General features: G+C 60.5%; 25 protein-coding genes. 15 read left to right on the top strand and 10 right to left on the bottom strand.

Translation table 11 applies throughout. From position 1 onward, the window contains the following. Positions 1-150: 150 nt before the first annotated feature. Entirely contained in the window at positions 151-435 is a 285-nt protein-coding gene (locus AF70_RS17440) for a hypothetical protein (RefSeq protein ID WP_018927538.1), read from the bottom strand. A 125-nt stretch (positions 436-560) separates the two neighbouring features. Here AF70_RS17440 and AF70_RS17435 point away from each other — a divergent pair, with 125 nt between their 5' ends. After that, entirely contained in the window at positions 561-1,220 is a 660-nt protein-coding gene (locus AF70_RS17435) for a glutathione S-transferase family protein (RefSeq protein WP_019580503.1), read from the top strand. 108 nt (positions 1,221-1,328) lie between these two features. Here AF70_RS17435 and argH read toward each other — a convergent pair whose 3' ends face one another. Further along, entirely contained in the window at positions 1,329-2,723 is a 1,395-nt protein-coding gene (gene argH / locus AF70_RS17430; protein WP_019580504.1) for an argininosuccinate lyase, read from the bottom strand. 462 nt (positions 2,724-3,185) lie between these two features. Between argH and AF70_RS17425 the strand changes: the two genes are divergently transcribed. The 7 genes from AF70_RS17425 to AF70_RS17395 all read left to right on the top strand — a co-directional run bounded on the left by AF70_RS17425 (position 3,186) and on the right by AF70_RS17395 (position 9,744). Then, positions 3,186-3,932 (top strand): LytTR family DNA-binding domain-containing protein, encoded by a 747-nt coding sequence (locus AF70_RS17425; RefSeq protein ID WP_007899317.1) that lies wholly within the window; start codon positions 3,186-3,188, stop codon positions 3,930-3,932. Between the two features lie 136 nt (positions 3,933-4,068). Next, on the top strand, positions 4,069-5,010 hold the full coding sequence (gene hemC / locus AF70_RS17420; protein ID WP_028939136.1) for a hydroxymethylbilane synthase: 942 nt from the start codon (positions 4,069-4,071) through the stop codon (positions 5,008-5,010). Continuing rightward, positions 5,007-5,774 carry a uroporphyrinogen-III synthase gene (locus tag AF70_RS17415; RefSeq protein ID WP_019580506.1) on the top strand — a complete coding sequence of 256 codons (768 nt, stop codon included), beginning with the start codon at positions 5,007-5,009 and terminating at the stop codon, positions 5,772-5,774. Before hemC ends, AF70_RS17415 begins: the two co-directional genes overlap by 4 nt. A 16-nt stretch (positions 5,775-5,790) precedes the next feature. Beyond that, on the top strand, positions 5,791-6,945 hold the full coding sequence (locus AF70_RS17410) for a uroporphyrinogen-III C-methyltransferase (protein WP_019580507.1): 1,155 nt from the start codon (positions 5,791-5,793) through the stop codon (positions 6,943-6,945). Continuing rightward, a complete protein-coding gene (locus AF70_RS17405; RefSeq protein WP_018927545.1) occupies positions 6,942-8,180 on the top strand; it encodes a heme biosynthesis protein HemY in 1,239 nt (412 codons plus the stop codon). Before AF70_RS17410 ends, AF70_RS17405 begins: the two co-directional genes overlap by 4 nt. A 361-nt stretch (positions 8,181-8,541) precedes the next feature. Further along, complete coding sequence (locus tag AF70_RS17400) at positions 8,542-9,093, top strand: disulfide bond formation protein B (RefSeq protein ID WP_019580508.1); 552 nt, start codon at positions 8,542-8,544, stop codon at positions 9,091-9,093. A gap of 180 nt (positions 9,094-9,273) precedes the next feature. Continuing rightward, a complete protein-coding gene (locus tag AF70_RS17395) occupies positions 9,274-9,744 on the top strand; it encodes an Rsd/AlgQ family anti-sigma factor (protein WP_019580509.1) in 471 nt (156 codons plus the stop codon). A gap of 61 nt (positions 9,745-9,805) precedes the next feature. Here the strand turns inward: AF70_RS17395 and AF70_RS17390 are convergent, their stop codons facing one another. Beyond that, on the bottom strand, positions 9,806-10,471 hold the full coding sequence (locus AF70_RS17390) for an FKBP-type peptidyl-prolyl cis-trans isomerase (RefSeq protein ID WP_028939135.1): 666 nt from the start codon (positions 10,469-10,471) through the stop codon (positions 9,806-9,808). A 192-nt stretch (positions 10,472-10,663) separates the two neighbouring features. Between AF70_RS17390 and AF70_RS29655 the strand changes: the two genes are divergently transcribed. Beyond that, the gene (locus tag AF70_RS29655; protein ID WP_028939134.1) at positions 10,664-11,866 is read left to right on the top strand and encodes an AlgP family protein; all 1,203 of its coding nucleotides are present in this window, start codon (positions 10,664-10,666) and stop codon (positions 11,864-11,866) included. On the opposite strand, the gene AF70_RS17375 is transcribed toward AF70_RS29655, so the two are convergent. Beyond that, positions 11,863-12,327, bottom strand: a complete 465-nt coding sequence (locus AF70_RS17375) for a TIGR02444 family protein (protein WP_019580512.1) — start codon at positions 12,325-12,327, stop codon at positions 11,863-11,865. The two genes, AF70_RS29655 and AF70_RS17375, sit on opposite strands and share 4 nt — an antisense overlap. A 50-nt stretch (positions 12,328-12,377) precedes the next feature. On the opposite strand from AF70_RS17375, the gene AF70_RS17370 reads away from it, so the two are divergent. The 3 genes from AF70_RS17370 (at position 12,378) to AF70_RS17360 (ending at position 15,628) form a co-directional block, all read left to right on the top strand. Beyond that, positions 12,378-14,288, top strand: a complete 1,911-nt coding sequence (locus AF70_RS17370; protein ID WP_019580513.1) for an ATP-binding cassette domain-containing protein — start codon at positions 12,378-12,380, stop codon at positions 14,286-14,288. Next, entirely contained in the window at positions 14,288-14,878 is a 591-nt protein-coding gene (locus AF70_RS17365; RefSeq protein ID WP_018927552.1) for a mechanosensitive ion channel family protein, read from the top strand. The genes AF70_RS17370 and AF70_RS17365 overlap by 1 nt, the downstream gene beginning before the upstream one ends. Positions 14,879-14,995: 117 nt before the next feature. Next, entirely contained in the window at positions 14,996-15,628 is a 633-nt protein-coding gene (locus AF70_RS17360) for a LysE family transporter (RefSeq protein ID WP_019580514.1), read from the top strand. A gap of 214 nt (positions 15,629-15,842) precedes the next feature. On the opposite strand, the gene AF70_RS17355 is transcribed toward AF70_RS17360, so the two are convergent. Genes AF70_RS17355 through AF70_RS17340 form a run of 4 tightly spaced genes read right to left on the bottom strand, consistent with a single transcriptional unit; the run spans position 15,843 to position 18,997 of the window. Further along, the gene (locus tag AF70_RS17355) at positions 15,843-16,586 is read right to left on the bottom strand and encodes a hypothetical protein (RefSeq protein ID WP_028939133.1); all 744 of its coding nucleotides are present in this window, start codon (positions 16,584-16,586) and stop codon (positions 15,843-15,845) included. Between the two features lie 3 nt (positions 16,587-16,589). Continuing rightward, on the bottom strand, positions 16,590-17,177 hold the full coding sequence (gene lpoB / locus AF70_RS17350) for a penicillin-binding protein activator LpoB (RefSeq protein WP_007941608.1): 588 nt from the start codon (positions 17,175-17,177) through the stop codon (positions 16,590-16,592). A gap of 38 nt (positions 17,178-17,215) precedes the next feature. Beyond that, positions 17,216-17,587: a YcfL family protein gene (locus AF70_RS17345; protein WP_018927555.1), complete on the bottom strand. Its 372-nt coding sequence runs from the start codon at positions 17,585-17,587 to the stop codon at positions 17,216-17,218. Positions 17,588-17,602: 15 nt separating this feature from the next. Beyond that, positions 17,603-18,997, bottom strand: coding sequence for a COG3014 family protein (locus AF70_RS17340; RefSeq protein WP_028939132.1), 1,395 nt, complete (start codon positions 18,995-18,997; stop codon positions 17,603-17,605). A 339-nt stretch (positions 18,998-19,336) separates the two neighbouring features. Between AF70_RS17340 and AF70_RS17335 the strand changes: the two genes are divergently transcribed. After that, complete coding sequence (locus tag AF70_RS17335) at positions 19,337-21,235, top strand: FTR1 family protein (RefSeq protein WP_028939131.1); 1,899 nt, start codon at positions 19,337-19,339, stop codon at positions 21,233-21,235. A gap of 132 nt (positions 21,236-21,367) precedes the next feature. Beyond that, on the top strand, positions 21,368-21,820 hold the full coding sequence (locus AF70_RS17330; RefSeq protein ID WP_007941612.1) for a YaiI/YqxD family protein: 453 nt from the start codon (positions 21,368-21,370) through the stop codon (positions 21,818-21,820). A gap of 117 nt (positions 21,821-21,937) precedes the next feature. On the opposite strand, the gene elbB is transcribed toward AF70_RS17330, so the two are convergent. Further along, the gene (elbB, locus tag AF70_RS17325; protein ID WP_028939130.1) at positions 21,938-22,606 is read right to left on the bottom strand and encodes an isoprenoid biosynthesis glyoxalase ElbB; all 669 of its coding nucleotides are present in this window, start codon (positions 22,604-22,606) and stop codon (positions 21,938-21,940) included. Between the two features lie 114 nt (positions 22,607-22,720). On the opposite strand from elbB, the gene AF70_RS17320 reads away from it, so the two are divergent. Next, positions 22,721-23,956 (top strand): sterol desaturase family protein, encoded by a 1,236-nt coding sequence (locus AF70_RS17320; RefSeq protein WP_028939129.1) that lies wholly within the window; start codon positions 22,721-22,723, stop codon positions 23,954-23,956. Here AF70_RS17320 and AF70_RS17315 read toward each other — a convergent pair. Beyond that, positions 23,937-24,569 (bottom strand): DedA family protein, encoded by a 633-nt coding sequence (locus AF70_RS17315; RefSeq protein ID WP_018927562.1) that lies wholly within the window; start codon positions 24,567-24,569, stop codon positions 23,937-23,939. The genes AF70_RS17320 and AF70_RS17315 overlap by 20 nt on opposite strands. Between the last annotated feature and the right edge of the window lie 130 nt (positions 24,570-24,699).

Here is a 24,699-nt window from a genome sequence, read left to right as displayed (position 1 = left end):
ACGATAGCGCCCCTAAGGTGAACCCGTCGGTGAGGCATGTCCAGTGCTGGCAACAGGGTTTTTCTCCCCGAGAGGCATTCCCCGGAGGGTGATACGGACAGCGGGGGTGGTTTCTGTAGGAGCGAGCGCGCTCCTACAGGGGGGGCGGGGTTATTGCTTTTCCGGCGGCAACTCTGGCAGTGCGCGCAGCGCCGTTTCATACCATTCGGTGTCGAATGCACGGTCCTCATCGAGCATGGCGTCGATCTCGTAGGCCAGCACATGGGCCATCAGGTTGAGGATTTCTTCACGTTCGTAACCCACCAGGGTCAGCTTGTTGAAGGTTGCCTTGGCCGCTGGCGGGTTGTCGCTTTCGATCTGGTTTTCGATTGCTTCGATCAGCGTCGTTTCGGCGAATTCTTCTTCGTCGTTGTCGATGTCGTTTGGCTCGCTCATGGCAGGCTCCTCAAGGAAAGGCGGCCAGTTTACCTGCATTCAGCATTGTGATGCTGCTGGCAAGAAGTGCCTGGGCGTTCTATAACTGGCGCTGCCAACCCCCTGCACGGCCTGGAGGCTATGTAATGCTCAAGCTTTATGGATTTTGCGTCAGCAACTATTACAACATGGTCAAGCTGGCGTTGCTGGAGAAGGGACTGTCGTTTGAAGAAGTGCCGTTTTACCCAGGCACCAGCCCCGAGGCGCTGGCTATCAGCCCGCGCGGCAAGGTTCCGGTACTGGGCGTCGAGCAAGGTTTCGTCAACGAAACCAGCGTGATTCTCGAGTATCTCGAGCAGAGCCAGAAAGGCACACCGCTGCTGCCGAGCGAGCCTTTCGAGCGAGCGCAGGCGCTGGCTTTGGCCAAGGAAATCGAGTTGTACATCGAACTGCCGGCGCGCGCCTGCTACCCCGAAGCGTTTTTCGGCATGTCAGTGCCGGAAGCGATCAAGGACAAGACCAAGGCCGAGTTGCTGCTGGGGTTCGCCTCACTGGGCAGGCACGGCAAGTTCGCCCCTTACGTGGCGGGCGACCGTCTCAGCATTGCGGATTTGTATTTCCTGTACAGCGTGCCGATGGCTTGTGCCGTGGCGCAGAAGCTGTTCGATATCGATCCGTTGGCTGAGATGCCGGCGGCCAAGGCGCTGCTGGAGCGTCTGGGGCAGAATCCGAACGTGCAGCGAATTGCGGCAGACAAGGACGCATCAATGCCCGCGTTTCTGGCGATGATCGCGTCGAAGAAATAGATTGTGTAACGATCTTGAGAATGCCTTCGCGGGCAAGTCTCGCGCCTGAGGGAGCACGGTCCCCTGTAGGCGCGAGCGGTGCGGCAATCCGACTTGCCCGCGAAGCTTTTAACGGCTGGCGAGCAATGCCTGACCGCGAGCCACGGCAGCCTTGACCTGTGCCGGCGCGGTTCCGCCGATATGGTCACGGGCATTCACCGAACCTTCCAGGGTCAGCACGGCAAACACGTCCTGCTCGATCTGGTCGCTGAACTTGCGCAGTTCTTCCAGGCTCATTTCCGCCAGGTCCTTGCCGCTGTCCACGCCATATTTCACCGCGTGGCCAACGATCTCGTGGCAATCACGGAACGGCAAGCCGCGGCGTACCAGGTAGTCGGCCAGGTCGGTGGCGGTCGAGAAACCGCGCAGGGCCGCTTCGCGCATCATCGCGTGCTTGGGCTTGATCGCCGGGATCATGTCGGCAAAGGCCCGCAGCGAGTCGCGCAGGGTGTCGGCGGCGTCGAACAGCGGTTCCTTGTCTTCCTGGTTGTCCTTGTTGTAAGCCAACGGCTGGCCTTTCATCAGGGTCAGCAGGCCCATCAGCGCGCCGAACACCCGGCCAGTCTTGCCGCGAACCAGCTCCGGCACGTCCGGGTTTTTCTTTTGCGGCATGATCGAGCTGCCGGTGCAGAAACGGTCCGGCAGATCGATGAACTGGAACTGCGCACTGGTCCACAGCACCAGCTCTTCGGAGAACCGCGACAAGTGCATCATCGCGATGCTCGCGGCCGAGCAGAACTCGATGGCGAAGTCGCGATCGGACACGTTGTCCAGGGAGTTGCCGCCAACAGCGTCGAAGCCCAGCAACTGTGCGGTGTACTCGCGGTCGATCGGGTAAGTGGTGCCAGCCAGTGCAGCGCTGCCCAGCGGCATGCGGTTGGTACGCTTGCGGCAGTCCACCAGGCGTTCGTAGTCGCGGCTGAGCATTTCGAACCAGGCCAGCATGTGGTGCCCGAAGGTCACCGGCTGCGCGGTTTGCAGGTGAGTGAAGCCCGGCATGATGCTGCCGGCTTCGCGCTCGGCCTGCTCCAGCAAGCCTTTTTGCAGGCGGGTGATCTCGGCCAGGATCAGGTCGATCTCGTCACGCAGCCACAGACGAATGTCGGTGGCGACCTGGTCGTTGCGGCTACGGCCGGTGTGCAGCTTTTTACCGGTCACGCCGATGCGGTCGGTCAGGCGCGCCTCGATGTTCATGTGCACGTCTTCGAGGTCGATGCGCCAGTCGAACTGGCCGGCCTCGATTTCACCCTGGATGGTCTTCAGGCCATCGATGATGCTGTCGCGCTCGGCATCGGTCAGCACGCCGACCTTGGCCAGCATCGTGGCGTGGGCGATCGAGCCCATGATGTCGTGGCGATACAGGCGCTGGTCGAAGGTGACGGAGGCGGTGAAGCGGGCAACGAAGGCGTCGACGGGTTCACTGAAGCGGCCGCCCCAGGACTGATTGGTCTTGTCAGTGCTCATGAATTCGCTCGTATCGGCTTGAAGAAAGATGGCGTGGAACGCTGACGCGGATAATAACAGGGTTGCCAATCCTGTCGCTGACACTGGTCGATACGTTTTTTTCTCATGGGGCGATCCATACTCGAAGCCAGCGATGCGCAAATTGCGCAACGATATTTCTCATTTGAGCAATATCGTCGCGGCAACCGTCTACAGTTGGACAGTAGGATCAGCGCACTTCTCGATGCTGCAGCTGACTATAGAGAGAAGAGGGGTGTTCATATTGTGTATCAGCAAACCCTATGGCGATGCCTCGCCAACGCGGGCCTGGGCCGTCAGTCACCCGGCAGATGAAAATTTAGCCGCCGGTCTCGCGGCACTTTTTGGCCCTCGCGCTAGTCTTAGCGTGGATCGCGGTGACGGACGTCACTTCACCTGTCTACGCTATCTTTGTGCGAGACTCACGCAGGAATCCAGCGCAATATGAATGTCCTGATCGTTGATGACGAACCCCTGGCCCGCGAGCGCCTGAGCCGAATGGTCGGCGAACTCGAGGGATACAACGTCCTGGAGCCCAGCGCCACGAATGGCGAAGAGGCGTTGGCACTGATCGACAGCCACAAGCCGGATATCGTTCTGCTCGATATTCGCATGCCGGGCCTCGATGGCCTGCAAGTGGCGGCACGATTGTGCGAACGCGAAACCCCGCCCGCCGTGGTGTTTTGCACAGGGCCCGATGAATTTGCCGTGGAAGCCCTACAGGCCAGCGCCGTGGGCTATCTGGTGAAGCCCGTGCGCACAGAACAGCTACATGAAGCATTGAAAAAAGCCGAACGCCCCAATCGCGTCCAGCTCGCAGCCTTGACTCGTCCCGCCGCCGAAACCGGCAGCGGCCCACGCAGCCATATCAGCGCTCGCACCCGTAAAGGTATTGAACTGATCCCGTTGGGCCAGGTGGTCTACTTTATTGCCGACCACAAGTACGTGACCTTGCGCCATGAAGGTGGCGAAGTGCTGCTGGATGAGCCACTCAAGGCCCTCGAAGACGAATTTGGCGACCGTTTCGTGCGGATCCACCGCAACGCACTGGTCGCCCGCGAACGCATTGAACGGCTGCAACGCACCCCCCTGGGGCATTTCCAGCTGTTTCTCAAAGGCCTGAACGGCGACGCCCTGATCGTCAGCCGACGCCATGTGGCCGGTGTGCGCAAAATGATGCAGCAGCTTTAATCCGCCATTCAGGGCGGATTTCTATCCTGTTTTAGGACCTTGAGGGCCAGGGAGGCCATGCAGTTTCTGATACAAGTCAAAGTGGATTTGGCTGAGCTGTTATTATCCGCCGTATCTATTCAGTACGGATTGATCCATGTCCTCTCGCGAAATCCGCATCGCCACCCGCAAAAGTGCTCTGGCCCTATGGCAGGCCGAATACGTCAAGGCTCGTCTGGAACAGGCCCATCCGGGCCTGCTCGTGACACTGGTGCCCATGGTCAGTCGCGGCGACAAGCTGCTCGATTCGCCCCTGTCGAAAATCGGCGGCAAGGGCCTGTTCGTCAAGGAGCTGGAAACCGCGCTGCTGGAAAACGAAGCCGACATCGCCGTGCACTCCATGAAAGACGTGCCGATGGACTTCCCCGAAGGCCTCGGTCTGTTCTGCATCTGCGAGCGCGAAGACCCGCGCGATGCATTTGTCTCCAATACCTTCGCCAGCCTGGATGAGTTGCCGCCAGGCAGCATCGTCGGCACCTCCAGCCTGCGCCGCCAGGCTCAGTTGTTGACCCGTCGCCCGGATCTGGAAATCCGCTTCCTGCGTGGCAACGTCAACACGCGCCTGGCAAAGCTCGATGCCGGCGAATACGACGCCATCATCCTCGCCGCGGCGGGTTTGATTCGTTTGGGCTTCGAACACCGCATCACCTCGGCCATCAGTGTCGATGACAGCCTGCCAGCCGGTGGCCAGGGCGCGGTCGGTATCGAGTGCCGTAGCGCCGACACTGAGATTCATGCACTGCTTGCGCCGCTGCATCATCAGGATACGGCCATCCGCGTGACCGCTGAACGTGCCCTCAACAAACATCTGAATGGCGGCTGCCAGGTGCCGATTGCCTGCTACGCCGTGCTTGAAGACGAGCAGATCTGGTTGCGTGGCTTGGTGGGCGATCCGAACGGCGGCCTGCTGCTCTGCGCCGAGGCCCGAGCGCCACGCAGCGAGGCCGAGGCCCTGGGCGTGCAAGTGGCCGAAGACCTGCTGAGTCAGGGCGCCGACGCCATTCTCAAAGCAGTCTATGGCGAGGCTGGGCACGAGTGACTGGCTGGCGCCTGCTGCTGACGCGCCCTGCGGATGAATCAGCGGTGCTTGCCCGTGTGTTGGCTGACGCGGGGGTTTTCAGTAGCAGCTTGCCGCTTTTGGACATCGAGCCGATGCCGGCCTCTGCCACAATGCGCGCAGTGATTCAGGACCTGGATCACTATTGCGCGGTGATCGTGGTCAGCAAGCCGGCCGCCAGAATCGCTGTCGAGCTGCTCCACCAGCATTGGCCGCAACCACCGGTTCTGACGTGGTTCAGCGTCGGCGCGGCGACGGCACAGATCCTCGAAGCTAACGGGCTGGATGTGAGCTTCCCGGCCGACGGTGATGACAGCGAAGCCTTGCTTGAACTTCCACGGTTGCGCGAGGCTATCGCCCGTCCCGAGCCACGGGTGTTGATCGTGCGTGGGGAGGGTGGGCGCGAGTTGCTGGCTGAGCGTTTGCGCGAGCTTGGTGCTAGTGTCGAGTATCTGGAGTTGTACCGACGCGGCTTGCCGCAGTACCCACCGGCAGCGTTGCCTGAGCGGATCGAGGCGGAACGCTTGAACGGGCTGGTGGTCAGCAGTGGACAGGGTTTTGAGCACCTGCACCGATTGGCTGGCGATGCCTGGCCGATCATGGCGCGGTTGCCGTTGTTTGTTCCAAGCCCCAGGGTCGCCGAGCTGGCACGCGCCGCCGGGGCCCAAACAGTTGTGGATTGTCGTGGCGCCAGTGCCGCGGCCTTGCTGACGGCGTTACGGGAGCACCCCGTACCCGTTTTCTAATGCAAAGGATGGATACGTGAGCAAAACAGCCTTGCCTAAAGATGACGTCCAGCCGGTGCTCGATGCGCCGGTAGAAGCACCGGTTGTAACCGGGCCACCTGCTACTGAGCCGCGCCGAGGCAATGGGCTGGCAATCGTCGCGCTGCTGTTGGGCGCTGCCGGTGTTGCCGTAGGCGGTTGGGGAGTCTGGCAGGTGCGTCACCTGCAAGCCAATAACCTGCAACAGTTGAGTCAGGTACAGGCGTTGAACGATCAGGCGCAGAGCCTGAAGCTCAACGAGCAGCGTCTGACCGCTCGCCTCGAACAAATGCCTGCCGCTGAAGAGCTCGATGCGCGCAGTCGCCTGGTCACTCAACTTCAGGGCGATCAACAGCGTTTGAATCAACGCCTGGAAACCGTCCTCGGTGCCAGCCGCAAGGATTGGCGTCTGGCCGAGGCTGAGCATTTGCTGCGACTGGCCAGCCTGCGTCTGTCGGCCTTGCAGGACATCAGCAGTGCCCAGGCCCTGGTGCAGGGTGCCGATGAGATACTCCGTGAACAGAATGACCCGGGGGCTTTTGCCGCTCGCGAGCAAGTGGCCAAAACCCTGGTGGCCCTGCGCAGTACTGAACAGCCGGATCGCACCGGGTTGTTCCTGCGACTGGGTGCCTTGCGCGATCAAGTGATCAGCCTCACCGAACTGGCGCCCGAGTACAAGGACCGTGGCGAATCCCTGCTGGGCCTGACGGCCGATGGCGACGGCGCCAGTCGCTGGGCGCAATGGTGGGATCAGATCTCGCGTTACATCCGAATCGATTTCAACGCCGACAAGAATGTCCGTCCATTGCTGGCAGGGCAGAGCCTGAGCCAGGTGCGTCTGGCCCTGAGCCTGGCGCTGGAACAGGCGCAGTGGGCCGCGCTCAACGGTCAGGCTGCGGTTTACACTCAGGCGCTGACCGAAGCGCGGGACGTGCTCAAGGGTAACTTCAACCCGGACAACCCTCAGAGCAAGATCATGCTGGAGCAGGTGGCCGAGTTGAGCAAACAGCCAGTCACGGTGGTCACGCCGGATCTGACAGGCACGTTGAGCGCCGTCCAGGCTTACCTTGAGCGACGCAACGTCAACGCCGAGGACTCAGTGAAACCTCTAGCCAAACCTGCCGCGAACACTGCGCAGGAGGCCACACCATGAAGCGTCTCTATGTGATCGTGTTCGTGGTCATCGCTGCCGCCGCCGCGTTGGGGCTGGCGATTGCCGAGCATTCCGGCTATGTGCTGATCGCCTACAAGAGCTTCCGTTACGAATCGAGCCTGTGGGCAACCCTGGCCTTGGTGGCCGTGCTGTGGCTGGTGTTCTGGGGCATCAAGGCGCTGGTCGAACTGGTGACGACTTCCGGTGGGGTGGTCAACCCATGGTCGCGGCGCAATCGCAGTCGACGGGTGCAAGTGGCGATCGAGCACGGCCAGCTGGATTTGGCCGAGGGCCGCTGGGCCAGTGCGCAGCGTCACCTGTATCGCGCGGCAGAAGCCGAACGTCAGCCGCTGCTCTACTACCTGGGTGCTGCCCGCGCAGCGAACGAACAAGGTCTCTACCAGGAAAGCGATAACTTGCTGGAGCGCGCTTTGGAGCGACAACCCCAGGCCGAGCTGGCGATTGCCTTGAGTCATGCCCAATTGCAGACCGACCGCGGCGACACCGACGGCGCTCTGGTCACCCTGCAAGCCATGCACGAGCGTCATCCTCATAACGTCCAGACCCTGCGCCAGTTGCAACGCCTGCATCAGCAGCGGGGAGACTGGTCGGCAGTGATTCGCTTGCTACCGGAGTTACGCAAGGACAAGGTGCTGCCGCCAGCCGAGCTGGCTGAACTGGAGCAACGCGCCTGGGGTGAGAATCTTTCGTTGGCGGCGCACCGGGAAGAGGACGGAACGGTCGGTCTGCAATCGCTCGCTCGTGCCTGGCAGCAGCTCACCGCGGCTCAGCGGCAGGAACCGCAACTGGTGCTGGCCTATGCCGAGCAACTGCGGCAACTGGGAGCGCAGGTCGAAGCCGAAGAGGTTCTGCGTACGGCTCTCAAGCGCAAATACGACAGTCATCTGGCACGCCTGTACGGTCTGGTTCGCGGTAGCGATCCGGCCAGACAGCTGCACACCGCTGAAGGTTGGCTCAAGGATCATCCTGCCGACCCGAGCCTGTTGCTGACGTTGGGCCGTTTGTGTCTGCAAAGCAGTCTGTGGGGCAAGGCCCGGGACTATCTGGAAAACAGTCTGCGTGTACAGCGTAATCCTGAAGCCTGCGCCGAACTGGCGCGGTTGCTGGCGCAATTGGGTGACACCGAACGCAGTAATCAGTTGTTCCAGGAGGGCTTGGGCCTGCTGGACGAGCGCTTGCTGTCGGCTCCGCTGCCGGTGCCGGCTCATGCTTGATGCCGGCCTGTAGCCGCTGCCGAAGGCTGCGTTCGGCTGCGCAGCAGTCGTAAATCAGGCATCGCAGTCGGAACAGGTGAGTCGTGTTAAATCGATTACGACTGCTGCGCAGCCGAACGCCGGCTGCGCGAGCTGCCACGGGGGGAGTCGTTCGTCAGGGCAATCCAACCGCTCCGAGTCTGCCACTGTTTTTGCGTTGTAGTCCTTGTCTGGCAAAGTCCTACAGCGGACTACATCTTATCCTCTCGACTCTGTCGGGAATTCCCTACACTTCTGGTGAAGTGTCCGTGCTGGCCTGCCTTGAAAGGCTGTTGCGCTTTCCTCTACCGTAACCGCTTGTCTCTACAGTTACGGAAAAGCCATGTCTTTGGCCTGCTCACGCTCCTTGTTTTTCATGGTTTTCATTGCAGGTGCCCTGGCCTTGGGCGTTTCCTATTACCTGGAATATGCGGTCGGCCTCAAGCCTTGCGGGTTGTGCCTGTTGCAGCGGGTTTGCCTGGCGCTGCTCACGGGTGTCTGCCTGACGGCTTCGGTGCAGGGGCCTGGTCGCTTGGGATCATTCCTGTATTGGCTACTGGGTCTGCTATGCAGTGTGGCGGGTACCGTCACGGCGTGGCGGCAGGTTGTGTTGCAGAGCGATCCGGTGCATCAGCTTTCGGCATGCTCGCCCAACCTGACTGATCTGTTTGCCAGTACACCCTGGTTGTGTGCCGTGCAACGGTTGTTCAAGGGAACCGCCGACTGCGCGGAAATTTCCTGGACGCTGTTCGACCTGAGTATCCCGGAATGGAGCCTGTTGTTCTTCGTTGCGATGATGATTCTGGGCGGGTATCAATTGCTGCGCCTTGTCTGGATCGCGTGTCAGCGACCGCTCAGCGACGAGTCGTCGCACCGGGTATTGGCGGGCGATTAAACACTTGTATGAACTTTATCTCCTGCGTACCTTGAAGCCATAGGCGCGCGGGCATAATCTGGCCCGCACGTATCATTGGAATTATGTTGCTCGTTGCTGTTCTGCCTGACCAAGACCGGATGTGCCGAGTCTTGGGGGCAGGCGTAGAACGGCATGACCCATTAGGGAAGAGAGATCGCCATGTTAGATAGTTGTCAGAATGCTCAGGAACGCTGGGGTGGGGTTCATAAGCTCATTGACCGCTGGCTACAAGAGCGTGAAGAGTTGGTAAAGTCGTTCCACGACTTGCGAAATGCCAAACCGGCTTTTGCCGACAAGTCCTTGAACGGTCGGTTCTGCGAGATTCTTGTCGATTACGTTTCTGCCTGGCACTTCGAAGTGAGTGAGCATCTGGTCAATGAGGCCAAGGCCTTTGGCGACGATGGCGGCCTTGAACTGGTGAAGCAGATCAACCCGCGTATCGACGTGAGCACCGAGATGGCGCTGTCGTTCAATGATCATTGTCACAAGGGTGACTGCAACGACACCGAGCGTTTCGCCGAAGCGCTGGAAAAGCTGGGCAGCCAACTGCGTGAACGCTTCGAACTGGAAGATTGCCTGATCGAAGTGCTGCACACCGCCCACAAGGAAGAGAGTTCGGTTCAGGCCTGACCCTTTCCCGGCTAGACACTGAAAACGGTGCGCAATGCGCACCGTTTTTCGTTTCCGGCATTCAGCTTGTAGCACCACGCAATTCGACTTCGAATACCAGCGGCGTGAACGGCGCGATCAAGTCGCCGGCACCGTCGGCGCCATAGGCTTGCGCTGATGGAATCACCAGGCGCCATTTCGCGCCGACCGGCATATTTTGCAGCGCGCTACGCCAGCCGCTGATCACACTATCAAGACTGAACCACTGCGGCTGACTGTTCTGATCGAACACGGTGCCGTCAGGTAGGCGACCGATATACAGCACCTGGACTTTGCCGTTCGGTCCTGCCTTCGCGCCGGTTCCGGGAGCCAGCTCGGTCAGCAATACTCCATCTGCCAATTGACGGACGCCGGGTTTGGTTTTTTCCTCATCGAGAAAGCGCCGCTCTTTTTCGAGGGCAACTTCACTTTGCGCGACGGCGGGTTGCTCGGCGACCTGGGCTTCGTGCTCGGCAAGAATCTGTTCGATCTGCTCGTCTTTCAGCGCCAGCGGCTTACCTTGGTAGGCTTGCTGCAAACCTTCGAGCAGCGCCTGAAGTTGCAGGTCCGGAACCTCCTGGCGCAAGCGTTCGCCAAGGCTTGCACCCAAGCTGTAAGCGAGATCGTGAGCGTCATTTGTGGCGGTTTTTTCAGCGGCCTGGACCACGGAAAAAAACATGCACAGCGATAAAAAAAGGTAGCGCGACATAGGCACTCTCCGACCTGAGATGCGCAGGATTATGCCAGTGTGAATGCTCTCGAAGGTGAACTGGTTTTGCGTAAGCGCAGAACATTTTTACTTCGTTGCAACGCAGCGCTTTCGATACTGTCAACATGCCCTAGCGGCGGTTGCAGCAGAGGTCTAGTATGAGCCGCATTCACGTCAGCCAGGAGGTAAACCATGTCGGCCACCAAGAAGCCAGTAAATACTCCGTTGCACTTACTCCAACAACTCTCGGGCAGCCTGCTCGAGCACTTGGAAAACGCTTGTTCCCAAGCCTTGGCTGATGCTGAAAAACTGCTCGCCAAACTGGAAAAGCAGCGCGGAAAAGCGCAGGAAAAACTGCATAAATCCCGCACCAAATTGCAGGACGCTGCGGCGGCCGGCAAAGCCAAGGCACAAGCCAAGGCCAAAGATGCGGTGAAAGAACTTGAGGACCTGCTCGACGCCCTCAAGGCTCGTCAGTCCGACACTCGCAGCTACATCCTGCAACTCAAACGCGACGCTCAAGAAAGCCTGAAACTGGCCCAGGGTGTCGGTCGTGTCCAAGAGGCTGTCGGCAAGGCGTTGTCCCTGCGTTCGGCCAAGCCAGCCGCGGCACCTGCGAAGAAAGCCGCTGCCAAACCGGCTGCTGCAAAAGCACCGGCCAAGCCTGCTGCGGCTCCTGTTAAAAAAACCGCCGCCAAAGCACCGGTAAAAGCTGCAGCGAAACCAGCCGCAAAACCTGCGGCGAAAAAACCAGTCGCTGCCAGCGCTGCGAAACCAGCAGCTAAAACGACAGCTGCCAAACCTGCCACTAAGCCAGTCGCTGCCAAAACAGCTGCCGCTAAACCCGCTGCAAAAACCACGGCTGCCAAACCCGCCGTGGCGAAAACTGCAGCTGCCAAACCGGCTGCAAAACCGGCCGCTAAACCTGCTGCAAAACCAGCAGCCAAAACTGCCGCCGCCAAACCAGCTGCCAAACCTGTCGCGGCTAAAACCGCTGCAGCCAAGCCTGCTGCAAAACCGGCGGCGAAACCTGCTGCAAAAGCTGCAGCCAAACCCGCCGCTAAGCCGGCTGCCAAAACTGCTGCTGCGAAACCTGCCGTTGCTGCCAAGCCAGCGACTGCCGCCAAACCAGCTGTAGCGAAACCAGCAGCCAAACCTGCCGCTGCCAAACCGGTTGCAAAACCTGCCGCCAAGCCAGCAGCAAAACCGGCTGTGAAAAAGCCAGTCGTTGCTGCGAAGCCGACTGCCGCACCTGTTGTCAAGCCAGCAACTCCGGCTCCTGCCCCGGCTGCATCGGCTTCACCGGCTCCGGTAGCCACTACCTCGACAGCTTCGCCTGCGCCAACGCCAGCCGCATCGTCGAGCACCAGCACTACCCCAACCAGCGCTTCCTAAGTGCCGGTTACCGCGACGCGCAGCTGATGCAGCGCGTCGCGGCTCAGGTTGGCAGCGCCTGCTGCCATACCTTCCAGCCAGGCCGTTAGATCGGTCGCTTCACACTGCGGCCAACTCTGTGCCAAACGCTCCAGTCGCAGCAACAAATGCCTTTCGGCTTCCATCTCCAGTGTCTTCACTTGTTCGCGTAAATCATCCAGACCGGCATCCTCGCTGGCAGCGGCTTTCCATTGCTGGCGCAAGGTGCGCAACGGTTGCACGACATCCGCGTCCCAAGGCCCGGCTACATCGCCTAGCAGCTGCAAGCGTTGTTCGTTGCAGGCGACTCCACGTTGCCCCAGCCACAATCCACAGAGCAGCAGGCACACATTCACACCCGCTGCCTGTAATTGCAGGCAGGCGTGTTCAACGCCGGGACGGGCGTAAGTGTCGAGGGAAAAGCTCCACAGGTCAGAGGACATAGTGCTACTCGCGCCAGTTGCGAGCGAAGCTGGTAGACTCCGCCGCCATTATGATTCGACTTCAGAACCTGACTTTACAGCGTGGCCCGCAACGTCTGCTAGAAGACGCCGAGCTGACCCTGCACGCCGGCCACAAAGCCGGCCTCATCGGTGCCAATGGCGCCGGCAAATCGAGCCTGTTCGCCTTGCTTCGGGGCGAGCTGCACCCGGACTCGGGTGACTGCTTCCTGCCGGCTGACTGGCGCATCGCCCACATGCGCCAGGAGGTCGACACCCTCGAACGCCTGGCGGTCGACTACGTGCTCGATGGCGACCTGCGCCTGCGCCAGGTGCAACGCGACCTGGCGGCGGCCGAAGCAGCCCATGACGGCGCCGCTCAGGCCCGCCTGCACTCGGAACTCGACAGCGCCGATGGGTACACCGCCGATGCCCGGGCTCGCAAGCTATTGGCGGGCCTTGGGTTCACCAACGAGCAAATGGACCGGCAAGTAGGAGATTTCTCCGGTGGCTGGCGGATGCGTCTGAATCTGGCGCAGGCTTTGATGTGCCCTTCGGACCTGTTGCTGCTCGACGAACCGACCAACCACTTGGACCTCGACGCCATCATCTGGCTCGAAGAGTGGCTCAAAAGCTACCCCGGCACTTTATTGCTGATTTCCCACGACCGGGACTTCCTCGATGCCGTGGTCGATCACGTAGCTCACGTCGATCAACGCAAGATCACCCTCTATCGCGGCGGTTACACCGCGTTTGAACGGGCCCGTGCCGAACGTCTGGCACAGCAACAGCAGGCGTACGAGAAGCAACAGGCGCAGCGTGCGCACATGGAAAGCTACATTGCCCGCTTCAAGGCCCAGGCCACCAAGGCCCGTCAGGCCCAGAGCCGGATCAAGGCGCTGGAGCGGATGGAAGAACTGTCCGCCGCGCACGTCGACTCACCGTTCGACTTCGTCTTCCGCGAATCGCAGAAGATTTCCAGTCCGCTGATCGACCTGTCGGATGCACGCCTGGGTTACGGCGACAAAACCGTGCTGGAGAAGGTCAAGCTGCAACTGACCCCTGGCGCGCGGATCGGTTTGCTCGGCCCCAACGGTGCCGGTAAATCGACCCTGATCAAGAACCTCTCCGGTGAGCTCGAACCATTGGCGGGCCGACTGACCCGGGGCGAGAACACCGTGGTTGGCTACTTCGCCCAGCATCAACTGGATTCCCTCGATTCCAAGGCCAGCCCGTTGCTGCACTTGCAGCGCCTGGCGCCGACCGAACGTGAGCAGACCCTGCGTGATTTCCTCGGTGGTTTCGACTTCCGGGGGGCGCGCATCGATGAGCCGGTGTTGAATTTCTCCGGTGGCGAAAAAGCGCGACTGGCCCTGGCACTGATCGCCTGGGGCCGGCCGAACCTGTTGCTGCTCGACGAACCGACCAACCACCTGGACCTGGAAATGCGCCTGGCGCTGACCATGGCCTTGCAGGAATTCAGTGGTGCGGTTCTGGTGGTCTCCCACGATCGTCATTTGCTCAAAAGCACCACTGACAATTTCTATCTGGTGGCAGACGGCAAGGTCGAGGAGTTCGACGGCGACCTGGAAGACTACACCCGTTGGCTGGTGGAGTACCGTCAGCGCAACGTGCCGGTCAGCAACACCCCGGTCAACCCGGACAAGACCGACAAGAAAGCCCAGCGCCAGGCCGCCGCCGCGTTGCGCCAGCAACTGGCACCGCATAAGCGCGAGGCCGACAAGCTCGAAGCCGAGTTGGGCAAGCTGCACGAGAAACTGGCGAAGATCGACGTCAGCCTCGGCGACAGCGATATTTACGAGCCGGCACGCAAGAACGAATTGCGTGATCTGCTGGCCGAGCAGGCCCGGCTGAAGGTGCGTGAAGCCGAGCTGGAAGAAGCCTGGATGGAAGCGCTCGAATTGCTCGAAAGCATGCAGGCGGAGCTGGAGGCGCTGTCTTGATGGAGGCCTTCAAGCTGCCGTTGCCGGCGATGTGGGTCGAGCCGCTCTGGCTGGTCGTGCAAATCCTGCTGATCCTGCTGGCCGGCTATGTCGCTCAGCGCGTCGTCGCCAAATGCCTGACTCGCCTGGGCGAGCGCTACCCGTTCCCGCCGCAGTTCTTGATGCCGCTGCGCGGTGGTTTGCGTTGGCTGATCATGGGCAGCGCGCTGATCTTCGTGCTGGAACGCCTTGGGGTGTCGGCCACAGTGCTCTGGACCGCGTTGTCCGGTTTCGTGGCGGTGGCTGCCGTGGCGTTTTTCGCCATGTGGAGCGTGCTGTCCAACCTGTTGTGCGCGATCCTGATCTTCACCGTCGGCCCATTCCGAATCGGCGATGTGGTCGAGCTGGTGGACACCACCGACAAGCCCGGCGTCAAGGGCCGGGTGGTGGCGATCAATCTGCTCTACACCACGCTGATCGAAGCCGAAGAACTCGGTACCGGAAGTGCCATGGTGCAAGTGCCCAACAGCTTGTTCTTCCAGCGCTCGGTTCGACGCTGGCGCGGTACTGATGTATTCCCTTCAAACGGGTCCGAAAAACAGGCTCGATAGGACGCTACCGCCATCAACGCTGGTCGGCAGTCACTCTGTCCTGCAAAAAATCGATAGTCATTGGCCGTAAGGCGCATTAGCGTAGACGTTTGTCACGAGTCTGAGTCGAGGTGTGCGATGCTGCTTCAAACATGGCTGGCATTTTTTGCCGCCTGCTGGGTGATCAGTCTTTCCCCCGGTGCCGGCGCCATTGCGTCGATGTCCAGCGGTCTGCGCTACGGTTTCTGGCGCGGTTACTGGAACGCCCTGGGCCTGCAACTGGGCCTGGCGTTGCAGATTGCGATTGTCGCTGCCGGTGTCGGTGCGATCCTCGCGGCCTCTGCCACTGCCTTTTATGTGATCAAATGGTTCGGCGTAGCCTACCTGGTCTACCTCGCGGTCAAGCAATGGCGCGCGCTGCCCAATGAGATGAACGACGACGCTGCCATTCGGCAGATCGGCAAGCCGATGGCGCTGATGTTCCGCGGTTTTCTGGTGAACGTCAGCAACCCCAAGGCCTTGGTGTTCATGCTCGCGGTGCTGCCGCAATTCATCGATCCCCACGCGCCGCTGGTGGCCCAGTACCTGATCCTTGGCGTGACCATGATCTGTGTCGACCTGATCGTCATGGCCGGCTACACCGGGCTGGCGGCCAAGGTCCTGCGTTTGTTGCGCACGCCCAAGCAGCAGAAACGCATGAACCGCACTTTTGCCGGGCTGTTCATCGGCGCGGCGGCATTCATGGCGACTTTGCGCAAAGCAGCGACATAAAAGCTTCAGGCACAAAAAGGCGACCCGTCGAGGTCGCCTTTTTCATTTGTGGCGAGGGGGCTTTTGTGGCGAGGGAGCTTGCTCCCGCTCGGCTGCGCAGCAGTCGTAAAACCGGCTGATGCGGTTTGCCTGATGTGACCGGCGGAATGGTTTTGGGGCCGCTGTGCGGCCCAACGGGAGCAAGCTCCCTCGCCACAGGGTGGCCAGCCATATATCAGTGCAGAATCACCGGCGGCGTATCCCGCGGCAGGTTATTACGCAGCGGTGCCTGCCCCGGCTGCTCGTAACCGCCACCACCGAGCTGTTGGCTCAGTTGTGAAGCCACGTCTTCACCCAACGCCTTGGACACGTCACGCACCACCCGTGGGCGGTTCAGGGAAACCCGGATGTCCCGGCCATTCACCAGTTTGGTGTCCTGACCTTCGCCCATCGCCGTGAAGGCCGAGGTGATCTCGAAGGTCTTGGTGTTGATCAGGCTGAAGTCCGCCACCAGTGTCAGCCCCAGCACCGCCGAATAGCTGTCGGTATTGGCCAGCTCGTTCATGTCGCGGGTGAAGTCGATGTCTGACACGGTGCCGAACAGCACATAGTCGGCACCCTTGAAGCTACCGGCCTTGATGCGCTTGATCACGTCATACACGTCGCCTTTGGACGATGCCGTGTAAGGCGTGCCCTGCACCAGCTGGAACATGCCGGTGCGCAGGATCTCGCCCTTGATGTCGCCGGTGAATTTGCGCAACTCGCCTTGCTCGATGTAGCTGCTGGTGGCTTCGTACTCTTCGTAACTGGATGAACCACTGGCGCCGTAATAGCTCTGGCTATGGTTACTCTGTGCCGAAACAGTGTGGACGTATTGCTCCACGCGCTCCTGGTACGCCAGATCCGCTACTGCAACTTTCGGGGCCGCTTGCACGCTGAACGTGCAAGCCAGGGCCATCATGCCAATCCATGTGCGCATCGATTAACGCTCCGTGGTTTTGCGGATCTCTTTTTCGTCCATCCACTCGGCCAGACCGCTTTCAACGTCGATCAATTGCAGGCTGAATTTGTAGAAGACGTCCTTGTAGTCGCTGCTGCGCTTGACGATCGAGCTGATCGAACCTTCAAGACGGTATTGGGCGGCAATCATGTTGCCGGTCTTGGCCACGGTGCTCTTCTTGTACAGGCCGCTCTGGTTTTGCAGCTTGAGCTGGTCGACCTGGCTCTGCATTGCGGTGTTGTCGCTGGCGAAACGGGCGACGCCGGACTTCATCAGCTGGGTCTTGATGCTGGTGGTGATTTCGCGGGTATCGATGTACTCGCTGGTCTTGTTCTTCACGTCGTAGACCTGAACCACCGGACGGCCTTGCAGGATGCCGGACTGTGCCAGGGAGCGGGTCATGGATTCGGCGATCATCTGCAGGTCGGTGGAGCCGAACTCGTTGGTCACGGTTTCAACCGCTTTGGTGTCGCCGTAGCTGATGTTTTTGCTGCCCAGCGTCGGCGAAGTGTTGGCGCAACCGCTGGCCAGGAGGGCGATGACGGCGATGAACGAAAAGCGTGCAAACATGGGAATGCTCTCTAGAACTGAACGAATAGGTGTCGGGCTTAAGGCGTTTTGATTTCGAGGCGGAAATCCACGGCTTTGGCGGTTGGCGCAATGGCTTGGATGAAACTGGTCTGCTCGCCATACATCATCTGGCTTTTCCAGGTTTCTTCTTCGGCAACCGGGAAACCTTCAGGGCCGAGCCAAGCAAAACGGTAGTAGAAGGTCTTGTTGTTGTAGCTGGTGTTGCTCAGCTGTGCATTGACCGTCATGAAGCCGTTTTCCCGGGCCACGCGCATGGCGCCGACCACGATGTTCTTAAGCTTGCCCATGGCCACGACCTTGCTGGCAGCGCTGCCTGGCTCCGGTGGTGGCGGGGTGGCGCAGCCGGCCAGCAAGGCCAGGGCCACGACAGTGATGAGTTTGAAGCGCATGCAAAGACTCCGTTCTTAAGGTTGTTTGAGGCTGGCCACGGTGGTCGGGTTGGCGCTCGGGATCACATGAGCGGCCAGGCCGCTGGCGAACACCTTATTGCCCACGGCACGCAGGCTGATGACCTGATAGCGCTGATCGACGGTGACCTTGACCACCGAACCACCCGCGGCGCTCGGCAGGGAGACTTGGTGCTCGCCTTTCTTCAAGCGCAGACGCACTACCTGAGTAGTGTCCGGCAGGGTTCGCCACGTACGGGTATCGGCACCTTCGAGCACGGCTGAAGAGATGCCGACCGCCAGGCCTGCCAGCGGGTTGGTTTCGTTGATTTTCTTCTGCGCCACGCCTTTGGTCACGGCACGGACGGTGGTGCGCAGGATGATGCCCGGCATGTCATCACGCAGCGCGCGGCGGGACATGGCGGTGGTGCTGTTGAGTTGCGTCAGGTTCACCTGCTGACCGTCCACGCCGATCTGGGCGAAGGGCGCGGTCGAGGTGTCCGGTTTGATGATCGGGAACGACAGCGGTGTGATCACCAGCTGGTTGCTGATCGGCAATGGCAGCGGAATGCGGATCGAGTCGCGGGACGGCGCCAGGCCGCTTTGCACGACGATCAGGATGTCGCTGTCGTCGTCCTTGGCGGGTTTGTCCAGGTTCACGAGTGCCTGTTCCAGCAGCGGGGTGTTCGGGCGCAACTCGGCAGCTTTGCGATAACCCGGCGCAGCCAGGTCTTTCTCGCCCAGGGCTTCATAGACGAAACCGGCCAGGTAATGACTGAACGCACTCTGGTAGCTGTTTTTCAGGCTGACCACTTCTGGCGCGTCGAGGCTGGCCACCGGATAACCCTGGAGATCCTTGTACTGGGTTTTGACGCCTTCCTTCTCGGCCTGCTCTTCGCTCTTGAGGTATTCCTTGTCGCGCAGGTCGGCGATCACCGCTTCACGTTCGTGAGTTTTCTTGATCGCGGTGCGCGCGCCGTCGAAGTCATTCACCGCCAGCAGGTTGAGGGCCATCTGCGTGGTCAGCATGACTTTTTCGTAGTCGTAGCCTTCGTAGCGACGGACCTTGTCGTTGACCAGGAAACTGCCGAACTGAGCCAGGTACTTTTCGGTGTCGAGCTTGACCGCGTCTTCCCACTTGCCCACCACCTGATCGGCGCTGGTCCAGGCGTTCTGGCTGCCGGACAAGTCGCCCTTGGCGCGCAGCAGTTCACCCTTCTCGAAGTAATAGAGCAGGTCTTTGTCGGTGCCGGTGTTGTTCTTTTCCAGCAGGGTCAAGGCAGCGTCGACGTTGCCGGCAGCCAGTTGCTGGTTGGTTTGTGCCAGTTCGGAGTCGTAGTTGCGAAAAGCCGAACAGCCGGAGAGCAAGGTGACAGCGCTGAGCGCGATCGAGGTAAGGGCGCGGGAGGCCATAGGGGTACTTCTTCCCTGAGTGTAAGCAGCCGCGTGCTGGTCGGGCTGTTGGGACCCATCGACAGGGGGACTGGCGTCCTGCCAATTCCTCATAAAAAGAGGAGCTTAAATGCCGTATCGCGATAACGAGGGCGCGGCATTATAAACAGGGATGGTGGCTATGTAATGGCTTTTTGAGGGCGTTTTTTTGATTGATGCCATCATTCATTTCAAGTCTGGGGTCCGATGAAATGGTGTGCTGCAGCTCGTTACCCGCAAAACCCGAACACAACAAAGCTTGAGCGAAACTCATTGGAAGTGAACAATGTGTTACTTCGTATTTCCATTTGAGATTTATTCATGACTGGCTCCTCTCGTTTTCTGGCGTGGCTCGTGCTGCCGATGATCGCGTTCTGCAGCTTCAATGCGCTGGCCGAAACCGCAGAGGGTGCGCCCAAGGCCTTGCATTTGCTCGATTACATTGCCGCCGATTACCCGACGGCGGTCGAGGGAGGCAAGGTTATTGATGAGGCTGAGTATCTCGAACAACAGACATTCCTGGGGGAGCTGCAAGGGTTGATCGCCGATTTGCCGGCCAAACCCGAACGTTCCGAACTGGAGCAGGGCGTCAACGGTCTGCGCACCGCGATCGCCGCTCGCAAGGACGGCGCGGACGTCACCCGTCAGGCGCGGCAACTGGGGGCAAAACTGGCGGTGACCTATGAAGTCAGCCAGGCTCCGGTCATTACCCCGGACCCGACCCGCGGTGCGCCGCTGTATGCCCAGCAATGCTCGGTGTGTCATGGCGATACGGGCACCGGTGACGGCCCGGCAGGTGTCGGCATGACGCCACCGCCGACCAATCTGCGCGATGCTGCGCGACTGGACCGTCTGAGCCTCTACGCGCTTTACAACACTCTGGGCATGGGCGTCGAAGGCACTGACATGCCGGCCTTCGCCGATCAGCTGGATGATCGTCAGCGTTGGGACCTGGCGACCTACATCGCCGGCTTAAGCGCTGATGCTGCCGCGGCAAAATCCGAAAAAATCTACAACATCGCCGACCTGGCGCGTCAGACGCCAGCCGAAGTGCAGGCCGCCGAAGGTCCGCAAGCGGCCGCGACCTTCCGCGCGCAACGAGCGCAACCGCCGCAGGTCAAGCGTGGCCCGGGGCAATTGCTTGAATACACGGCGGCCACGCTGGACAAGAGTATCGCCGCCTACCGCGCCGGCGAGCACGATCAGGCCTATGACCTGTCGGTTGCGGCGTACCTGGAAGGCTTCGAACTGGTCGAAAGCTCCTTGGACAACGTCGACGCCAACGTGCGCAAAGACACTGAAAAGTCCCTGATGGCTTACCGTCAGTCGTTGCAGGACGGCTTGCCGGTGGCCCAGGTCGAGCAACGTCTGGAAGTGGCCAAGGCCAAGCTGAAAGAATCCGCTGGCCTGCTTGGTAGCGATGGCTTGAGCTGGTCGCTGAGCTACATTTCCGGTCTGTTGATTCTGTTGCGCGAAGGTCTGGAAGCCATTCTGGTGCTCGCGGCGGTCCTCGCGTTCCTGCGCAATACCGGGCAGCAATCGGCGGTGCGCAGCGTCAACATCGGTTGGGGCCTGGCGCTGTTGGCCGGGCTGGCGACCTGGGCGGTGGCGGCATATGTGATTGACGTCAGCGGGGCCCAGCGTGAGCTGCTGGAAGGGGCCACTGCGCTGTTTGCCAGTGTCATGGTGCTCTGGCTCGGTGTGTGGATGCACGACCGTCGCCACGCAGCGGCCTGGCAGGATTACATCAAGAGCAGCCTGGTGAGCGGCGGTGGGCGTTTCGGGTTTGCGATCCTGGCGTTCTTCTCGGTGTATCGCGAACTGTTCGAAGTGATCCTGTTTTACGAAACCTTGTGGTTGCAGGCGGGGCCTGCAGGGCATAACGCCGTAATGGCTGGCGGCGCGACGGCGCTGGTTATGCTGGTCGGTCTGGCCTGGGTGATTCTGCGCGGCTCGGCAAAACTGCCGCTGGCACTGTTCTTTGGCATCAATGCCGGTTTGCTGTGCGCGTTGTCGGTGGTGTTTGCCGGCCATGGCGTGAAGGCGTTGCAGGAAGCCGGGGTTTTCGGCACGCGGCCGGTACCGTTCTTTGACTTCGACTGGCTGGGGATCCACGCTGACGCGTATTCGCTGAGTGCCCAGGCTGTGGCGATCATTGCGATCATCGTGCTGTACAGTCGCAGCCGGATGGCCGAGAAGCGGCAGTTGCCGGCTTCTTAAAAGCATTCGCTGCGCTCATATTCGCGGGCAAGCCTCGCTCCTACAGGTCTGCGTCGTGCACATATTCCACGAACGACATAAATCCGTAGGAGCGAGGCTTGCCCGCGAAGCTTTTTTGAAGAGGTAAAAACAATGCGCGTGTGGATCGATGCCGACGCCTGCCCTCGGGCAGCCAAGGATCTGGTGGTGAAGTTCGCCCTCAAGCGCCAGTTCGAAGTGGTACTGGTGGCCGGTCAGCCGCAGATCAAGCCGGGCCTTGCGCTGGTGAAACTGATCGTGGTGCCCAGCGGCCCGGATGCCGCCGACGATTACCTGGTGGAACACGCGGTGCCAGGGGAGTTGGTGATTTGCAGCGATGTGCCGCTGGCGGATCGGCTGGTGAAAAACGGCGTTGCGGCGCTGGATCCGCGGGGCAAGGAGTTCGATGCGCAGAACATGGGCGATCGACTCGCGGTGCGTAACCTGTTCACCGACTTGCGCGAGCAGGGGCAGATGAGCGGCGGCCCGGCGCCGTTCGGCGACCGCGAGAAACAGGCGTTCGCCAATGCGCTGGACCGGATACTGACCCGGTTGTCGCGTAGGTAATGATCGTTCTCACGCTCTGCGTGGGAATACAGCCCGGGACGCTCTGCGTCCCAAAGCGGACGCAGAGCGTCCATTGAGGCATTCCCACGCGGAGCGTGGGAACGATCATCACGAGTGTTACTCGTCGTTTTCGTGGGTCAGTTCCAGTACGCGGTCGACCAGCTTGTTGATGCCGGAAGCGGCTTCGCTGATCGATTGCGCGAGCATGTACGCCGGCGTGCTCACCAGCTTGCGCGCCTTGTCTTCGACGATGTCGGTCACTGCGCACTCGGCGTGGGTGGCGCCCATCTTGTTCATCGCGGCGGCGGTATCGGCATCGTTGCCGATGGTGCAGGTCACGCCCGGGCCGTAGATTTTTGCCGCCAGGGCCGGCGAGATGCAGATCAGCCCCACCGGTTTGCCAGCCTCGGCGAACGCTTCGGTCAACGCCAGGACGTCAGGTTGAACGCTGCAGCCAGCGCCTTCGACGGCAAAGTTCGACAGGTTCTTGGCCGCCCCGAAACCGCCGGGAACGATCAGCGCATCGAAATCTTCGACGTCCGCTTCACGGATATCCTTGATGTTGCCCCGGGCGATACGCGCCGATTCCACCAGCACGTTGCGCGATTCGGGCGTTTCTTCGCCAGTCAGGTGGTTGATCACATGCAACTGCGCGATGTTGGGTGCGAAACACTGCACCAGGGCTCCGCGTTGGTCCAGCCGCAGCAGGGTGATCACGCTTTCGTGGATCTCGGCGCCGTCGTACACGCCACAGCCGGAAAGGATCACTGCAATTTTTTTGCTCATGGGCTTTTCTCCAGATTCATGGCGTTAAATGTCCACTAATTTGTCACTCGTTGCCATAGGGTTGATTCGCGGTTACACCTAATCTCTGCTGAACGATTCCGATCAGGTCGCGTCATGAACTTCATTCTGTATGCGGTGCCGTTTTTCTTTGTGCTGATTGCGGTCGAGTTGTTGGCCGACCGTTGGCGCGGGGTGAGCAATTACCGCGTGGCAGACGCGATCAACAGCCTCAGCACCGGCGTATTGTCGACCACCACGGGCCTGTTGACCAAAGGTGTCGGCCTGGTCACTTATGCCTTCGCCCTGGAACATCTGGCGTTGATCGAGCTGTCGGCCGACAGTGTCTGGGTCTGGGTGTTTGCATTCGTCTTCTACGACTTCTGCTACTACTGGCTGCACCGGATGGGCCATGAGCGCAACATCCTCTGGGCCGCGCATTCGGTGCATCACCAGAGCGAGGACTACAACCTCTCCACAGCCTTGCGCCAGACCAGCACCGGGTTTCTGTTGAGCTGGATTTTCTACCTGCCCCTGGCCGTGCTCGGCGTGCCGCTGCTGGTGTTCGTCAGCGTTGCGGCGTTGAACCTGCTGTACCAGTTCTGGGTGCATACCCGGCATATTCCCAAGCTTGGCTGGTTCGAGTGGTTCTTCGTCACACCGTCCAATCATCGGGCTCACCATGCACAGAATGCTCTCTACATGGATCGCAACTACGGCGGGGTGTTCATTATTTGGGACCGTCTGTTCGGCTCGTTCCAGGAAGAGGACGACAACGAACCGGTGATCTTCGGCGTGACCACGCCGCTAGCGAGCTGGAATCCGGTGTGGGCGAACGTGCAGTTCTACGTGCAGTTGTGGGATGACGCCCGGCGTGCCGAGCGCTGGTGGGACAAGCTGCGGATCTGGTTCATGCGCACCGGTTGGCGGCCGGCGGACGTGGCGACCAAATACCCGATGAACAAGCCGGACCTGGCTCAGTTCCGCAAATTCGAGGTGCCGCTGGACGGACGTCAGCAGTGGTATGTGGCGCTGCAGTTCTGCGCCTACATCGCCTTGGGCAGTTACTTGATGAATTTGGAGCAGAGCCTGCCGACCGCAGCCCTGGTGTTGGGTTGGGGCGCCGTGGCGTTGGGGTTGTTCGTGTTGGGTGCAGCCCTGGAGAATCGCCCGCAGGCGTTGAAGCTGGAGCTGTTGCGGCTGGTGTCGAACCTGCCGCTGGTGTGGCTGGCACCAATGGTCGGGCTATGGCCGGGCAGCGCGGTGGGCTGGGTGGTGCTGCTCAGTTACAGCCTGCTCAGCGGCATCGGTCTCTACTGCTGTAGAAACCGCGTCACTCGATGGGCGTCGTAGGTTCGCTGGACTTGGCCTGTTCGGCTTTCAATGCCTGCTCATCGGCGTAGATCTTTTTCGCCAAGCGGGCATTCTTGAAGCGCCGCCGCAGCCACAGGACAAAGCCCAGGACCAGCAGGGCGCCCAGCACCCACAGCTCGTATTTCTTGACACTGCCCAGCATACCTTCGAGCACCGCGCCGAAGTGATACGCAGCCGCTGCCAGCGCCGCAGCCCAGATGGCCGCGCCAATCCCGTTGAGCAGCAGATAGCGTCCCGGCGGATAGCCCGACAGACCGATTGCCACCGGCATCACGGTGCGCAAGCCATAGACAAAGCGGAAGCTCAGCACCCAGATGTCCGGGTGCTTGCGGATATGTTCCAGTGCCCGATCGCCCATCAATTGCCAGCGCGGTTTGCGCGCCAGCAATTTGCGCCCGTGCTTGCGCCCCAGGAAGTACCACAGCTGATCGCCGGCATAACTGCCGAAGAACGCCACGACCACCACCAGGTTGATGTCCATGTACCCACGGAACGCGAGGAAGCCTGCGAGTACCAGAATGGTTTCGCCTTCGAAAAACGTGCCGAGGAACAGGGCAAAGTAGCCGAAGTCATGTAGGAATTGTTGGAGCATTGTCTGGGTGCTGGCGAAATGAACGCGCAGCCTAACCCTTCGTGCACATTCATGAAAGTGTCCAAATGTGTCTCGACGTGAACATTTCCTACAAGGACAATGGAATGCGGCTACCTGTCACAGGGGTGCA

Origin of the sequence: Pseudomonas sp. KD5 (genome assembly GCF_012932895.1) — a bacterium.
Classification (GTDB): domain Bacteria; phylum Pseudomonadota; class Gammaproteobacteria; order Pseudomonadales; family Pseudomonadaceae; genus Aquipseudomonas.
The sequence above is the reverse complement of the archived record's forward strand: the minus strand, read 5'-3'. Positions and strand labels throughout refer to the sequence as shown.

Bases quoted from the DNA above. Each gene is read 5' to 3' on its own strand.
- AF70_RS17345 (WP_018927555.1), bottom strand. From the start codon at position 17,587: ATGCGCTTCAAACTCATCACTGTCGTGGCCCTGGCCTTGCTGGCCGGC.
- AF70_RS17395 (WP_019580509.1), top strand. From the start codon at position 9,274: ATGTTAGATAGTTGTCAGAATGCTCAGGAACGCTGGGGTGGGGTTCAT.
- AF70_RS29655 (WP_028939134.1), top strand. From the start codon at position 10,664: ATGTCGGCCACCAAGAAGCCAGTAAATACTCCGTTGCACTTACTCCAA.
- AF70_RS17320 (WP_028939129.1), top strand. From the start codon at position 22,721: ATGAACTTCATTCTGTATGCGGTGCCGTTTTTCTTTGTGCTGATTGCG.
- AF70_RS17440 (WP_018927538.1), bottom strand. From the start codon at position 435: ATGAGCGAGCCAAACGACATCGACAACGACGAAGAAGAATTCGCCGAA.
- AF70_RS17340 (WP_028939132.1), bottom strand. From the start codon at position 18,997: ATGGCCTCCCGCGCCCTTACCTCGATCGCGCTCAGCGCTGTCACCTTG.
- AF70_RS17315 (WP_018927562.1), bottom strand. From the start codon at position 24,569: ATGCTCCAACAATTCCTACATGACTTCGGCTACTTTGCCCTGTTCCTC.
- AF70_RS17355 (WP_028939133.1), bottom strand. From the start codon at position 16,586: ATGCGCACATGGATTGGCATGATGGCCCTGGCTTGCACGTTCAGCGTG.
- AF70_RS17390 (WP_028939135.1), bottom strand. From the start codon at position 10,471: ATGTCGCGCTACCTTTTTTTATCGCTGTGCATGTTTTTTTCCGTGGTC.
- hemC (WP_028939136.1), top strand. From the start codon at position 4,069: ATGTCCTCTCGCGAAATCCGCATCGCCACCCGCAAAAGTGCTCTGGCC.
- AF70_RS17365 (WP_018927552.1), top strand. From the start codon at position 14,288: ATGGAGGCCTTCAAGCTGCCGTTGCCGGCGATGTGGGTCGAGCCGCTC.
- AF70_RS17370 (WP_019580513.1), top strand. From the start codon at position 12,378: ATGATTCGACTTCAGAACCTGACTTTACAGCGTGGCCCGCAACGTCTG.
- AF70_RS17400 (WP_019580508.1), top strand. From the start codon at position 8,542: ATGTCTTTGGCCTGCTCACGCTCCTTGTTTTTCATGGTTTTCATTGCA.
- AF70_RS17375 (WP_019580512.1), bottom strand. From the start codon at position 12,327: ATGTCCTCTGACCTGTGGAGCTTTTCCCTCGACACTTACGCCCGTCCC.
- AF70_RS17425 (WP_007899317.1), top strand. From the start codon at position 3,186: ATGAATGTCCTGATCGTTGATGACGAACCCCTGGCCCGCGAGCGCCTG.
- AF70_RS17435 (WP_019580503.1), top strand. From the start codon at position 561: ATGCTCAAGCTTTATGGATTTTGCGTCAGCAACTATTACAACATGGTC.
- AF70_RS17360 (WP_019580514.1), top strand. From the start codon at position 14,996: ATGCTGCTTCAAACATGGCTGGCATTTTTTGCCGCCTGCTGGGTGATC.
- AF70_RS17405 (WP_018927545.1), top strand. From the start codon at position 6,942: ATGAAGCGTCTCTATGTGATCGTGTTCGTGGTCATCGCTGCCGCCGCC.
- AF70_RS17330 (WP_007941612.1), top strand. From the start codon at position 21,368: ATGCGCGTGTGGATCGATGCCGACGCCTGCCCTCGGGCAGCCAAGGAT.
- argH (WP_019580504.1), bottom strand. From the start codon at position 2,723: ATGAGCACTGACAAGACCAATCAGTCCTGGGGCGGCCGCTTCAGTGAA.
- AF70_RS17335 (WP_028939131.1), top strand. From the start codon at position 19,337: ATGACTGGCTCCTCTCGTTTTCTGGCGTGGCTCGTGCTGCCGATGATC.
- elbB (WP_028939130.1), bottom strand. From the start codon at position 22,606: ATGAGCAAAAAAATTGCAGTGATCCTTTCCGGCTGTGGCGTGTACGAC.
- lpoB (WP_007941608.1), bottom strand. From the start codon at position 17,177: ATGTTTGCACGCTTTTCGTTCATCGCCGTCATCGCCCTCCTGGCCAGC.